The 14,681-nt window shown below is 59.5% G+C and carries 7 protein-coding genes; 4 read left to right on the forward strand and 3 right to left on the reverse strand.

The annotated features are described in order from the left end of the window. Positions 1-62: 62 nt before the first annotated feature. The gene (locus CLU80_RS07225) at positions 63-884 is read right to left on the reverse strand and encodes a carbon-nitrogen hydrolase family protein (protein WP_099757069.1); all 822 of its coding nucleotides are present in this window, start codon (positions 882-884) and stop codon (positions 63-65) included. Between the two features lie 125 nt (positions 885-1,009). On the opposite strand from CLU80_RS07225, the gene CLU80_RS07230 reads away from it, so the two are divergent. Together CLU80_RS07230 and CLU80_RS07235 are read left to right on the forward strand one after the other, a co-directional pair. Then, positions 1,010-1,807, forward strand: coding sequence for a helix-turn-helix transcriptional regulator (locus tag CLU80_RS07230; protein WP_099757070.1), 798 nt, complete (start codon positions 1,010-1,012; stop codon positions 1,805-1,807). A 171-nt stretch (positions 1,808-1,978) separates the two neighbouring features. After that, complete coding sequence (locus tag CLU80_RS07235) at positions 1,979-3,598, forward strand: FMN-binding glutamate synthase family protein (RefSeq protein WP_093430605.1); 1,620 nt, start codon at positions 1,979-1,981, stop codon at positions 3,596-3,598. 36 nt (positions 3,599-3,634) lie between these two features. Here the strand turns inward: CLU80_RS07235 and CLU80_RS07240 are convergent, their stop codons facing one another. Next, entirely contained in the window at positions 3,635-3,997 is a 363-nt protein-coding gene (locus tag CLU80_RS07240) for a GtrA family protein (RefSeq protein ID WP_099757071.1), read from the reverse strand. Between the two features lie 211 nt (positions 3,998-4,208). Then, positions 4,209-5,630: an amino acid permease gene (locus CLU80_RS07245; protein WP_099757072.1), complete on the reverse strand. Its 1,422-nt coding sequence runs from the start codon at positions 5,628-5,630 to the stop codon at positions 4,209-4,211. Between the two features lie 526 nt (positions 5,631-6,156). Between CLU80_RS07245 and CLU80_RS07250 the strand changes: the two genes are divergently transcribed. Continuing rightward, entirely contained in the window at positions 6,157-9,300 is a 3,144-nt protein-coding gene (locus CLU80_RS07250; protein ID WP_099757073.1) for a transglycosylase domain-containing protein, read from the forward strand. A gap of 192 nt (positions 9,301-9,492) precedes the next feature. Further along, a complete protein-coding gene (locus CLU80_RS07255) occupies positions 9,493-14,619 on the forward strand; it encodes a dermonecrotic toxin domain-containing protein (protein WP_099757074.1) in 5,127 nt (1,708 codons plus the stop codon). The last annotated feature ends 62 nt before the right edge of the window (positions 14,620-14,681 follow it).

A 14,681-nucleotide genomic window follows, 5' to 3' on the forward strand; every position in this document is an offset into this window, starting at 1 on the left:
GATCAGTCCCCTCTCCCTATGGGCGGTCCGACGTTTCGGGAGGGCTAGGGTGAGGGCAGCGGTCAACGACGTGGAATCAACAATTCGCGAACACCATCACCGTGCTCCAGCACCTCCCCCGGCAACTTCAAGCGCTGATCATCCAGATAGCGGTAATCCCTGCGCGCAATCTCCAACCGCGCGAAATCCAGTTCAACACTGAACTGCCCTTCTTCCCGTCCGGCTTCGAACAGCAACGTCCCCAGCGGATCGACCAACGCACTGCCACCCGCGAAAACCAAACCGTCATCCCCCGCTTCCACGCGGTTGACCATCAACGCAAAGGCCTGATTCTCCTGGGCACGGGCCATGATCGCGGTGCGGTGAGTCGGCGCGTACGGGTCCATGTTGCCGTTAGTCACGATCAGCAACTCGGCACCCAGTTGCGCCAAGGCACGGGCCGACTCCGGAAACTCGATGTCGTAGCAGATCAGCAGGCCAACGCGCACACCGTTCCACTCGCAGGTGGCGTAACGGTCGCCGGCCTCGAACACGCCGCGATCCGACGCCCACAGATGAGTCTTGCGGTATTTCAGGGCAATGCCTTCAGGAGTGATCAGCAACGTGGTGTTGTAGAAGCGACCGTTGTCGTTCTCGGCCATGCCGATCACCACGGCGATGTTGTGTTCACGCGCGGCGGCCAGCACCGCGCTGACGGTCGGGCCGTCGAGCGGTTCGGCGGTTTGCGCCACGGTTTCGGCTGTCGGGAAGCCCATCAGGTGGGTCTCCGGGAACACGATCAATTGCGTGTCGGCCGCACACGCGGCAATCGCTGCCAGTGCGCGTTCGAGGTTGTAGGCCGTGGCATTGTCTCGGCCTGCCAATTGCGCGAGTTCGACTTTCATGGGAATTCCTTGTGATAAGCGGCGGGCGCTGAAAGATTGCCCGGTGGCTGTCTGTGGGCCAGTATGCGCAGCAAGCAGCCGGCCAGGGAATTACGCGGCCGGGGTAACCCGATAGGGGTAGATCGATGACACTTTCGTTTGACGACATCACCTGGCACCGCGCCGTCGGGCAACTGATCGATGCGCTGGACAAGCCGAATTTCTGGGCGCAACTGGTGCGACTGCTCGACCAATACGTGCCGTTCGATAGCTGGGTGGTGCTGCTGTTCAGTGCCGATCAACACCCACAGGTCTTCGCCGAATGCCCCGGCGAAGACGGCAGCCCCGATCAGTTGTTTCAGGATTATCTGCGTGGTCTGTACCTGCTCGACCCGTTCTACATCGCCTGTCGCGAGCAAACCCGCACCGGTCTGTATCGCCTCTCGGAAGTGGCGCCGGAGCATTTCGAACTGACCGAGTATTACCAGCGATACTTTCGTCTGAATGTCGTGGCCGATGAAATCCAGTTCAATTGTCAGCTCGAAGGTGATCGCACGTTGTGTCTGTCGCTGGGCAGTGAAAAACGTTTCACTGGCGAACAGATTGCCCTGCTGTCATTGATTCAGCCTTGGGTGCTGGGTTTGTTGCGCCAACGACTACCCTATGAAATCAACGAAACCGTGGCCCTCGCCGCCCCTGCCCGGGCTGACTGGCGGGTGCAACTGGAGGCGTCGGTGCAGCAACTCAAGGGCGCGCAGTTGACTGCCCGGGAACTGGATGTCGGGCGCTTGATGCTCAGCGGTTGCTCCAGTAAAGAAATCGCCCGTAAGCTGGAAATCTCCGTAGAAACCGTGAAAGTCCATAAGAAACACATGTACAGCAAGCTGGGAATCAAATCCCAGTCCGAGCTGTTTTCGATTTTTCTTCAGGCGCAAAACGCCTGATCGTTTGGTGAAGTTGCTTTATGTAGGAGTGAGCCTGCTCGCGATGGCGTCGGGTCAGTCAAATCATTTGTAGCTGATAGATCGCTATCGCGAGCAGGCTCACTCCTACAGGGGAATGTGTTTATCCCTCACTCTTCGCTGATTATTCCGAGTCCGAACCAAGGAAACCGTATGAGCCTGTCACTCCTGAGCCGCTACGCCTTCTTTGCCGTCTGCGTGATTTTCACCCTCGCCAGCCTGCCTTTCCTCGAACATGACTGGCTATGGCCAATCACCGCCGTCACCGGCGTACTGAGCCTGATCGGTCTGTTCGACCTGTTGCAAAGCCCGCACGCGGTACGGCGCAACTACCCGATCCTTGGCAATATCCGCTATCTGGTTGAAGGCATCCGCCCGGAGATCCGCCAGTACCTGCTGGAGTCCGACAGCGATGCCCTGCCCTTCTCCCGCGCCCAGCGCTCGCTGGTCTATTCGCGAGCGAAAAACGAAACCGCCGACAAACCGTTCGGCACGCTGATCGATGTCTATCAATCCGGTTTCGAATTCATCGGCCACTCGATGCGTCCGGCGCCGCTGAGCGACCCGAGCAGTTTCCGCGTCACCGTCGGTGGCCCGCAGTGCAGTCAGCCGTACTCGGCCTCGGTATTCAACATCTCGGCGATGAGCTTCGGTTCGCTCAGCGCCAATGCCATTCGCGCGTTGAACCAGGGCGCGAAACTCGGCAACTTCGCCCACGACACCGGTGAAGGCAGCATCAGCCCGTATCACCGCGAACACGGCGGCGACCTGACCTGGGAGCTGGGCAGTGGCTACTTCGGCTGCCGCACCAGCGACGGCCGTTTCGACCCGGAACGCTTCGCCACCCAGGCACAGAACCCGCAAGTGCGGATGATCGAAATCAAGATGAGCCAAGGCGCGAAACCCGGCCACGGCGGCATCCTGCCCAAACACAAAGTCACCAAGGAAATCGCCGAAACACGCGGCATCCTGATGGGCGAAGATTGCGTCTCGCCGTCACGTCACAGCGCGTTTTCCACGCCGATCGAAATGATGCAGTTCATCCAGCAACTGCGTGAACTGTCCGGTGGCAAACCGGTGGGCTTCAAGTTCTGCCTCGGCCATCCGTGGGAGTTCATGGGCATCGCCAAAGCCATGCTGGAAACCGGCATCCTCCCGGACTTCATCGTCGTCGACGGCAAGGAAGGTGGCACCGGCGCCGCACCGGTCGAGTTCACCGACCACATCGGCGTACCGATGCGCGAGGGCCTGCTGTTTGTCCACAACACCCTGGTCGGTCTGAACCTGCGCGACAAGATCAAACTCGGCGCCAGCGGCAAGATCGTCAGCGCCTTCGACATCGCCAGCGTGCTGGCCATCGGCGCCGACTGGGCCAACTCCGCACGCGGCTTCATGTTCGCCATCGGCTGCATTCAGTCGCAAAGCTGCCACACCAACAAATGCCCGACCGGCGTCGCCACCCAGGACGCCCTGCGCCAGCGCGCCCTCGTCGTCCCGGACAAGGCGCAGCGAGTTTTCAATTTCCACCGCAATACCCTCAAGGCACTGGCGGAAATGTTGGCAGCGGCTGGCCTCGAGCATCCGTCGCAACTGTCGGCCAAGCACTTGGTGCGGCGCATGTCGGCGACCGAGATCAAGTTGTTCTCGCAGTTGCATGTGTTTCTGAAACCGGGGGAATTGCTCACCGGGGAAGTGAATGGCGAGTTTTACTCGCGGATGTGGCAGATGGCACGGGCGGACAGTTTTGAGCCGCAGGAAGTGGTGGCGGCGTAACGGCCAATGCGCCAGTCTGCGCAACGGACTGGCGCGTTACTGCTGATTTTGGCGCGACAAGACAAACCGGAAAAACAGGTAGCCCGACGACAGATTGAACAGTGTGAACGACGCCACTGTGGCCAATCCATGCCAGTGCTGCGCATCGGCAAGCAAACCGATGGCAAAACTCACCCCGCCCATCCCGCCGATAAACAAAAGATAACCAAGCATCGACGTATTGCGCTCAAAGGTATACAGCACATTCACGTAAAACGAGAACGCCGCGGCCACGCAAAACGCGGCGAAATTACTCGCGGCTTGAGTCAGCCCCGCGGCGGTGCACAGGACAAAAAATATTTGCCAGTGAATCAGTCCATCGGCGAGGCCGATCACACTCAATGCAGAGAATCCTTTCATCTCGGTTCCTTGCCAAAGCCGTTTTTGGCGAACAGCCAACCTAGGTCATCACGCGCTGGCGGTCTACTGTCAGAAATTACAGGTCAAGGGTCGATTACGACGAATGGTCAGCACTTCACCCCATGGCGGTTATGTATCGCCGGGCTACGACAGTGCCAACAAAAAAGCCCCGGTCTCGCGACCGGGGCTTGGTTGATGCAGACGCTAAAACTTACGAAGCCGAACGCGCCGCACCTTGCGCTACGTTGCTCGGTTGCAGCTTGAACACGTAGAACAACACGGTCAGCAGCACGAGGAACGCAGGCCCCACATAGAGCGCCACGCGCGTGTCCGGGAAGTACGCCATCAGGCCGACCACCAGCACCAGAAACGCTAGCGCAAAGTACGAGCTGACCGGGTACAGCCACATCTTGTACTTGAGGCCGGCACGTTCGCTGGCGCTCAGGCCTCTGCGGAATTTCAGCTGAGCCAGCAGGATCATCACCCAGGTCCAGATCGCGCCGAAGGTGGCAATCGAGGTCACCCAGACAAAGACTTTTTCCGGCACCAGATAGTTGAGCAGCACGCCCAGCAACAACGCACCGATCGACAGCAACAGCGCACGACGCGGTACACCGTTATTCGAAGTCTTGGCAAAACCGGCCGGTGCCTGGCCGTTCTGCGCCAGGCTGTAGAGCATGCGTCCGGTGCTGAAGATACCGCCGTTGCACGACGACAACGCTGCGGTGATCACCACGAAGTTGATGATGCCGGCGGCGGTCTTGATGCCCAGACGCTCAAAGGTCATCACGAACGGACTGCCCTGCGTGCCGATTTCGTTCCACGGGTAGATCGACAGAATCACGAACAGTGCGCCGACGTAGAACAGCAGAATCCGCCAGAACACCGAGCCGATCGCATCAGGAATGGTCTTCTGCGGGTTCTTCGCTTCACCGGCGGTCAGGCCGATCATCTCCACGCCGAGGTAGGCGAACATGACCATTTGCAGGGACATCAGCACGCCGGTCACGCCGTTGGGCATGAAGCCGCCGTGGGCCCACAGGTTGGAAATCCCCAGTGCCACGCCGTCATTGCCGAACCCGAAGGCGATGATGCCGACGCCGCCGATCACCATCGCAATGATGGTGACGATCTTGATCAGGGCGAACCAGAATTCGAACTCACCGAAGGCCTTTACCGCGATCAGGTTGACCGAACCCATGCTGATCAGTGCCGCGAGGGCCCAGATCCAGCGCGGTACATCGGGAAACCAGATGCCCATGTACACGGCCACCGCGGTGATTTCCGCGACGCAGGTCACCAGCCACAGGAACCAGTAATTCCAGCCCGTGAGGAAGCCCGCCAACGGGCCGAGGTAGTCTTGCGCGTAACGGCTGAACGAGCCGGCGACCGGATTGTGCACGGCCATTTCGCCGAGAGCGCGCATGATCACCAGGATCGCCAGACCACCCAGAATGTACGACAGCATGATCGCCGGGCCGGCCATTTCGATGGCCTTGGCGGAACCTAAAAACAGACCGACGCCGATACAGGCACCGAGTGCCATCAGGCGAATATGCCGTTCGCCGAGTTCGCGTTTGAGCGGACCGCCCTGAGCGGTGTCGCCGTGAGGCAGTTGATTGCCGACTGGCATAGGGGTGCAACCTCGTCTTGTTATTGGATATGACCACCGAGTGTCGAAGCGTCGGCCGATAAGCCCTGGCTTGAAATGAAACCGCGCCTGCTTTGTGAGCAGACACGTCTTGCAGGACAGCCTGCAAGATCAGCGGGACGTGCAGTATAAAAAGCCTTTGGCAGGAGTTTTCACTCTATAAGCCACAACATTCAGCGACAACTCTCGGTAAAAGCCCGGTATGCCGAGAGGCATTCCCTGCTTTGCGTAGGAATATTCGCCGCCGAAAAAGCCGCCGAGTATTGCACAGCATTGGTGCATCGTCATGTGTCCGCTTGGTCAACTTTATTGCTGAACGGTTCTATTGCGGCCGCTCAGATCTCCCTCGCCGCAAAGTTTGCTTCAGGCTCATTTTCGCTCCGGCACCCGCCTTCCAGATTTATTCAGCAACTCCCCTCGCCCATCCCGCACATTTTTTTCACCAGCCCCAACCACCGTCTAAGCTTCAAACAAGTCCGATCAATCTGCGTGAATGGATCAATCGACTATGGGCGCTTTGTGGCAAACCGATTCGAGTAAAGCCGTGGTTCCGACTGAACGAGTGGATGAAGCGCCTGTCCCTGAAAAACCCCGCCGCAACCGGCATGGGTGGAAGGCTTTCTGGTTGTTGCTGGTGATTATCGCGATCGTCGTGGGGCTGGCTGCGTCCAAGGAAATGCGCACTTCGCGCTTCCAGGCGCGTGAGCTCAGCCAATACGCCGCGTCACTGACGTACACCCTCGAACCCGGCCCCAGCGAAGCCATTCGTTATCCGGGCAATGGCCCGTTCGATCTGCGCCTGGGTTACAGCTCGCTGGATGAATTCCTGCCGCGCCTGCTCAAACGCAACTACGTCATCACCGAACAGGCGCGGTTTTCCCCGGCACTGCTCAGCTACACCGACAAAGGCCTGTTCGTGCCGTATTCGGAAAAGATTCAGGCCGGGCTGTCGATCACCGATTGCCGGGCCGCACCGCTGTACAAGTACAACTACCCACAACAGCTGTATTCAAGTTTCGAATCCATCCCGCCGGTGGTGGTCAGCAGCCTGTTATTCATCGAAAACCGCTTCCTGCTCGACCCGAAACAGCCGCTGGCCAACCCGGCGGTGGACTGGCCGCGCTTCGGCATGGCCGCGTGGTCGCAAGTGGCAAAATTGCTGCACCTGCCGGGGCAGTCGGCGGGCGGCAGCACGCTGGCGACGCAATTGGAAAAGTACCGGCATTCCCCGGATGGCCTGACGGTGTCCGGTGCCGAGAAACTGCGGCAGATGATGTCGGCCAGCGTGCGCGCCTATCAGCCCGGCCCGCAAACCCTCGGGGCACGGCAGAACATCGTGCGTGACTACCTCAACAGCGTGCCGCTGTCGGCGGTGCCGGGGCATGGCGAAGTGCATGGCATGGCCGAAGGCCTGCGCGTCTGGTACGGCAGTGACTTCAACCAGGCCAACGAACAACTGAACAGCCCGGCCACCGATGCGAAGACCATGGCTGCCAAAGGTTTGGCCCTGCGCGAGATGTTGTCGCTGATGATCGCCCAGCGCCGCCCTTCGCATTACCTGACCAAGGGCCGCGAAGAGCTTGCCGACCTCACCGACAGCCATTTGCGCCTGCTCAAACAGAACGGTGTGATCGACAACGCCCTGGCCGATGCCGCGCTGACCAGCAAGGTCACCTACCGCGACTGGCAGACCCAGCCGACCCTTCAACCGATCGAAACCAACAAGGGCATCAGCGTCGCCCGCAGTCGTCTGGCGAGCATGCTCAACCGGCCGCTGTACGACCTCGACCGCCTCGACCTCTCGGCCACCAGCACCCTGCAGGGCGACCTGCAAACCCAGGCCACCGCTTACCTGAAGAAACTCGCCGACCCGGCCTACGCCGCCGAAATCGGCTTGCTCGGTGAACGTTTGCTGACCCCGACCAGCACCACCCAAGTGCGCTACAGCTTCACCCTCTTCGAGCTGACCCCGGACGGTTCCCGCGTGCGGGTGCAGACCGATAGCACCGACCAGCCGTTCGATATCAACGAAGGCAGCAAACTCGAACTCGGCTCCACCGCGAAAATGCGCGTGCTCACCACTTACCTGCAAATCATCGCCGAACTGCACGACAAGTACGGCGCCATGAGCGTGCCGGAACTGAAGAAAGTCGAAGTCCCCGATCAGGACCGCTTGAGCCAGTGGGTCATCGATTACCTGATCCAGAACAAGGATCACGACCTGTCGAAGATGCTCGGCGCAGCCCTCGACCGCAAATACTCGGCCAGCCCCGGCGAGGCGTTTTTCACCGGCGGCGGCCTGCATGTGTTCCACAACTTCCGCAAGGAAGACAACGGCCGCATACCGACCCTGCGCGATGCCCTGCGTGAATCGATCAACCTGCCGTTCATTCGGCTGATGCGCGATGTGGTGCGTTATGTCACTTATTCAGGGCCCAACAGCAGTGCCGAACTGCTCAAGGACGATCGCGATCCGCGCCGGCAGGAATACCTGGCAAGTTTCGCCGACCGTGAAGGCACGGCGTTCCAGCTCAAGTTCTGGAAAAAATACAGGAACAAAGACACACAGGCGCGTCTCGACACCTTCCTCGACAGCATGCGCCCGACACCGATCCGCATGGCCGCCGTGCATCGCTACCTGCTGCCCGATGCCAGTCAGGAAGACTTCAATACGTTCGTCCGCTCGCACCTCAAAGGCACCAAGCTCACCGAAAAACTCACCGATGATCGCCTGATCCGTCTCTACGATTCCTATGGTCCCGGCAGTTACGATTTGCCCGATCAAGGCTTCATCGCCAAGGTGCATCCGCTGGACCTGTGGATGATGGGCTACCTGTTGAACCACCCGGACGCGACCTTCAGCGAGATCGTCAAGGCCAGTCACTTCGAACGTCAGGAAGTCTACAGCTGGCTGTTCAAGAGCAAGCACAAGGGCGCCCGCGACAGCCGTATTCGTACCATGCTCGAGATTGAAGCGTTCCTCGAAATTCACCAGCGCTGGCAGAAAGTCGGCTACCCGTTCGACCATCTAGTGCCGTCGCTGGCCACCGCGATTGGCAGCTCCGGTGACCGCCCTGCCGCTCTGGCCGAGTTGATCGGCACCATCCTCAATGACGGCGTGCGCATGCCGACGCTGCGCATCGACAGTCTGCACTTTGCCGCCGACACGCCGTACGAAACGCAACTGGTCAACGACCCGCATGTCGGCAAACGGGTGATGCCATCCGAGGTCGCCACGGCCATGCGCGAGGCGTTGTCGCAAGTGGTCGATGCCGGTACGGCAAAACGTGTTTCCGGCAGTTTCAAACTGGCTGATGGCAGCCCACTGGCCATGGGTGGCAAAACCGGGACCGGCGACAACCGCATCGAGGCCATCGGTTCGGGCGGACGCATCCTCAGTTCGAAGTCGATCAACCGCACGGCGACGTTCGTTTTCTACATCGGCGATCACCACTTCGGCACCCTCACCGCGTTCGTTCCGGGGCGTTCGGCAGAGAACTTCAAGTTCACCTCGGCCCTGCCAGTGCAGGTGCTCAAGGGCATGGCGCCGATTCTGACGCCGTATCTGCAACCGGGCAGCGACTCACAGTGCAAACCGACGCAGACCGCCAGCGTGGCGATGCTCGAAGCGCCGCGCCCTACGGCGAGGTAACAAATCGTGTCGGGTTTTTCTGCATCAGGGTGACGAATTTTCAGTTTGGCGGGTGGTATTTATGTATTTTTCAGATTCGAATTTTCGTCGGGTTGGTGACCGGCAACGCGGTTTGCCTCCCGATCTTTGAACTTTTGTTTTGCCCTGCCCTGAGTAGGCTGATCACTCCTCAACAATCAAGGATGATTGGTCATGTCTCTCTCTCCCCTGCCTGCGGAAAACGCGGACAAAGGACGGCACTACGAATTCATCAAGTCCGCCGTCAACGACAATTTCAAAAGTGCCACCGTCAGCCGGAGCCTCGCCTTGGCAGCTTCGCCACTGAAGAATGAAGCCTGGTACACCAAAGCACCTTCCGCGTATCTGAACAAACTCGCTGCGGCCAACCTCAAGGCCTGGGGATCGCAGAACCAGGTTGATCATCTCTTGGCGAAAGTCGATCTCCATGCCTTCGCCGAGCCGCTGCTCAAGGCAAAAATCAAGGAGCGGCACGGCATCGAGCCGGACGTCAAAAGCACCTTTCTGCGCCTTTACCTGCCCAAGGACAAACCGTGGTACGCCATCGACCTTTCCGCAGGCGTCGTGACCCGCACCATCTCGCTGCTGGATGCCGCCCTGCACAATTTCGCCAGCAGTGAAACGGTCGGCCATGGCTCGGACTACATCAGCGAGCCCGATGAGCGCGGTCTGTTCGATGTCGTACCGATCAAAAGCGCCATGCCCATCAGCCAGTTTCAGGCGCTGTGCCGCGATCTGGATATCGGCGCGCAGTATAAAAAACACCTGGAAAGTTACCTGCTGCCCGGCGAACCGCTGGCCGAGAGCGTGCTGCAGTACAAGGTCAACCAGAGTCAGAAGGACGCCCTCGTCGTCGCCGCACATTTGGCGCTGATCAAGGACGATATCCAGTACGACGCCTACAAAATGCTCTTGAGCCTGACCGAGGAAAAACCGCAACTGCTGCTCAATGGCCGCGCGATGCAGTGCGCTGACCTGTCGCTGCTCGGCACCCGGCTGACCGGGATTCTGCTGCTGACGCACACGGCATCGGACAGCCGCGGTGTTCGACGCCTGATCGTCTACATTCCCCACGACCCGGATCACCCGGTCAAGGAGTACAACTCTCTGAAAGCCTTCCGGGAGGAGTTGGTGCGCCAGCTTCGTGAGGACCGATTCAGCGAGTGGACCGAACAGACCTACCGTCAGTTCTTCAGCCAGTTTGTCGACCATCAGCAGCGCGGGCATTTCTTTGCCGAGCTTGAGCAACGCCTGTTCATCGTCAGGTATCACCCGCGTCAGGATCCCACCGATCAGCAACCACCGTGGCGCAAGGACCCGCAGGACAATCCCAACCTGCAGTTCGGTCGGGTGAAATTGCAGGGCGATTACTGGCGCCACGCCTATCAGCAAAAGCTCAACAAGATCCTCAACGACGCCCGGGAGATCGCCGTCTCCACCGCCGACACCGACAGCAAAGCGCGCTGGGCGTGGTGGGACAACTTCAAGAAAATCCTTTCGGACATTTTCAACGTGGCGCTGTTGATCGCCACACCATTCGTGCCGGGGCTGGGCGAACTGATGATGGCCTACACTGCCTACCAGCTAACCAGCGATGTGATCGAAGGCATCGTTGATCTGGCCGAAGGGCTTTGGCAGGACGCTGCCGGGCATGTCATCAGTGTGGTCACCGACATCATTCAGTTGGCCGCCTTCGCCGCCGGCGCGCAGATCGGCGAAACCTTTCGCGTCAAACTGTCGTCGCTGGTAGACGGCATGAAACAGGTCAAGCTGCCCAATGGCAAAAACAGCTTATGGCACCCGGACCTGAGTCCCTACGAACGTAACGAACTGATGCTCTCGCCCGGCGCCAAACCCGATCGCCATGGCCTGCATCAGTACCGCAACGAACACGTCCTGCCGCTGGAAGGCAAGCTGTACGTCGTCGAAAAGGCCACGACTGATGCGACGTCCAACACCCACCGCATCAAGCACCCGAGCCGCGCCAACGCCTACCGGCCGAAAATCGAACACAACGGCCACGGCGCCTGGGTGCATGAAGCGGAGACCCCGCACAACTGGCCGAATGACGCGCTGATGCGACGACTGGGCCACAGCGTCGAACGCTTTTCGCCCGCGGAACTTGAGCAGATCCGCATCGGCAGCGGCACCGATCACGACGCCCTGCGTCAGATGCATATCGACAACAGCCCGCCTCCGCCGCTGTTGGCCGACACGGTCAAGCGCTTCAGCGCCTACGACGATGTACTCACGGCGACTGCCGACATCCGCGCGGGCCGCCCGATCGATCCACAGGCCGTCTGGCTGGAACCGGTGTTGACCGGTTTGCCGGGCTGGCCTTACAGCAAAGCGCTGGAGGTGTTTGCCGATGCCAGTCTGAGTGGTTACTCGCGCAAGTACGGCAATCCGCAGGCTGCGCCGGCGGAGACGTTGCGCATCAGCCTCAACGATCTGAATGCGGGACAGTTGCCGGATCGCGTGACGAACTTCCTCACCAATGAAGAATTCAACCACCTGCTGGGCCCGGACATTGCCCCTGACCAACGCGTCGCGGCCTTGCGCAATCGGCTCGCCAATGCCGTCGATGAGCGTCGCGGGGACGTCTCCCGCCGTGTCTATCAAGCAGGGGAAAGAACCGACAAAACCGACATCAAAACCGTCAGACAGAGCTTTCCCGATTTGCCGCTGCCGCTTGCCGAAAAACTCGTAGCCCAGGCCAGCCCCACCGAACTGCAAAGAATCGCCGAGGAAAAACGCCTGCCGTTGCGCCTCAAGGTCCAGGCCCGCGAAATGGCTTTCGAAGCCTGCGCCACCCACGCCTACGAGGGCTTTTATCATGACGAGCTGATGACCGCAGACAGTGAACGCCTGGCCCTCAATACCCTCAGGCTCAACACCGACACCTTTGCCGATCTGCGTCTGGAAGTGCGCGACGGCACCTACGACGGACCACTGCGCTGCAGTGTCGGACCCGATGATGCAAGCGTCGTCAGGCGCCTGATCCGCAACGAACAGGGGCGCTATGAAGTGCTCGACGCAGGCAACCGCACGCTGCATGACGCGGATGATTTCTACGAGTCGATTTTGCAGGCCGTGCCTGCCGAAAAATTGCCAGCCGTGGGTTACCGGCACGGTCAGGGGCGCCCGCTGAAACGGTGGATCATGGAAGAGGCCGCCGCCCCTGCGCAGCGCCGAACCGCGCTGGCGGAACCGCCGATCCGCCCAGTGGCGACGATCGAGACCGAAACGCTGGTGCGCGGTTGGCCGTGGTTTTGGGCTGAACCGACGCTGGAACAACGCGTCAGTACGCTCTACCCGAAAATGAACACAAGAGAGGTGAATGCCTTCATTGAAGTCTTGCGGCGCAAGAGCGACGGCAATGCAGTCGATGCCATCGCAAAGCTGGAAAGCGAGCGCAAGGATTTGCACCGTAAATTACAGGCATCGCGTGAAAAACACCCCGCCGGCGTGGACGACGAGGGAAATCCGGGCTACGGAGCGTCCATGGATTACATGCAACTTGGCGGGAGGCACATAGAAGAAAGGTTAATTGAGTGTTTCGAGCGCAAAAGCGCTGGGTTCGACGAACAGATCCACCATCCAGAGCAAGGCTATACGCTGGACCTGACCACTGAGTTGAACCGATATGATCTCGAATACTGGTGGGAAGAATTGCGCAAGCAACCCGGCATGAAGCAACACCTTGATCAGATCACCGCACTTAGGCTCAACAAGACATCCCTCTCGGCAAATCGCGACGGACTGCTCGGCAGCTTCCCTCATCTGCGCCAATTGAGCGCCCGTCAGTGCAATCTGAAAGAAATACCCTCCAGCATCGGCCAGATGCGTCAACTCGAGGATCTGGATCTGGCCGATAACCGTATCGACTTGACGTATCGCTCCAGCAAACAACTCGACGCACTGGTACGTCTGCGCACGCTAAACCTGAACGGCAATCCCTTGCGCATACCCCCGGATGTCGGGCGAATGTACCGGCTGGAGGAGCTGAGCCTGGCCAATACCGGCATCCAGACCTGGCCCGAGGGACTGTTCAAGGTCGGCACAGCCAACCGACACCGGCCACGCAGTTTCATGCTCGACATGCGGGGGGCGCCGATCAATACCCTGCCCGAAGTCACGCCTGGCTCTGATCAGGCGTTTGTGCTCAGCCGCGCACGTTTCAGCCCGGAAAAACTGACCAATGAAGAGCGGGTGCGTTATGGCGAGTATCGAGAGTCTTCAGGCCTGGGTTTTGTGCAGGATTATTTTCCCGCCGCCAATGACGAACTCCGCCATTGGCAACTCGTTGCCGATGTACCCGGCGGTTTCGGCCCGTCTTCGGCACTGAGCAAATACCGCGAAGAAACCTGGCATGACCTGATGGCCGAGCCGGACTCCGCCGGTTTTTTCAGCGTGATTGCCAAACAAAGAGAAAGCGCCGACTACCGGACTGAGCCCGCACGCCGCAAGCTGACCCAACGTGTCTGGGAAATGGTCGAAGCCGCCGCCCTCGATTCGGAGCTGCGCGAAAAACTGTTCAAACAGATCGTGTCCCCGGAGGACTGCGGCGATCTCGGTGCGCAATTGTTCAATTCACTGGGAATGAAAGTGCTGGTGTCCAAAGCCTATACAGCGCCGACATCGGCCCAGGTTCTGGATAACACCCTCGTACGCCTGGCCCGCAGTGCTGCGCGGCTGGACTTGGTGAGCGACGAGGCTCGCGTGGAATACAGCCGTCAGGCACAACAGAACCTGATCGACCCGAACAACCTCGCTCCGGATGAGGTCGAGATCCATCTGGCATTCGAAACCGGACTGGCTGAACGACTTGAACTGCCCTGGCGGTCTGAAGGCATGCGCTACCAGCCTCGTTCTGGTGTCAACGAAGCGGAAATCGAGTTGGCTTACAGGATGATCATGAGGCGGGAACAGGGCGACGGTCTGGTCAATGGAATGATCAATCTTCCTTCGGACAATTTCTGGGAGCGCCACCTGCGCAAGACTCACCCGACACAATACGAGCGCAATGATCATCTGTTTGAGAACAAACTCGAATGGGTCGAAGAATTGAAGGAAATAAAAGCGCAGTGGGCTGAACTCAAGGATCCGGGTCAGATAAAACCACTGACGCAAAAACTGGAAAGTCTTGCGAACCAACTCGGCATTTCCGTGGCCGATGTACTCAAGGATGAGCCCTTGAGCCAAAGGCTGTACCAGGACCTGCAGAAACAAATCGGTTATCAGCGCGATGACCTTTCCCGACAATTGACCCGGGAGGCCATGAGAATCGCGAACCTCTGACGGCAGGCTTGCAAACCGGTCAGACCATCAAGGACTGGCCGGCCCCTGCGACAGCTTTTCGC

The organism is Pseudomonas sp. 29, from assembly GCF_002754355.1.
In the GTDB taxonomy this organism is placed as follows: Bacteria; Pseudomonadota; Gammaproteobacteria; order Pseudomonadales; family Pseudomonadaceae; genus Aquipseudomonas; species Aquipseudomonas neuropathica.

Bases quoted from the DNA above. Each gene is read 5' to 3' on its own strand.
- CLU80_RS07230 (WP_099757070.1), top strand. From the start codon at position 1,010: ATGACACTTTCGTTTGACGACATCACCTGGCACCGCGCCGTCGGGCAA.
- CLU80_RS07250 (WP_099757073.1), top strand. From the start codon at position 6,157: ATGGGCGCTTTGTGGCAAACCGATTCGAGTAAAGCCGTGGTTCCGACT.
- CLU80_RS07225 (WP_099757069.1), bottom strand. From the start codon at position 884: ATGAAAGTCGAACTCGCGCAATTGGCAGGCCGAGACAATGCCACGGCC.
- CLU80_RS07240 (WP_099757071.1), bottom strand. From the start codon at position 3,997: ATGAAAGGATTCTCTGCATTGAGTGTGATCGGCCTCGCCGATGGACTG.
- CLU80_RS07235 (WP_093430605.1), top strand. From the start codon at position 1,979: ATGAGCCTGTCACTCCTGAGCCGCTACGCCTTCTTTGCCGTCTGCGTG.
- CLU80_RS07245 (WP_099757072.1), bottom strand. From the start codon at position 5,630: ATGCCAGTCGGCAATCAACTGCCTCACGGCGACACCGCTCAGGGCGGT.
- CLU80_RS07255 (WP_099757074.1), top strand. From the start codon at position 9,493: ATGTCTCTCTCTCCCCTGCCTGCGGAAAACGCGGACAAAGGACGGCAC.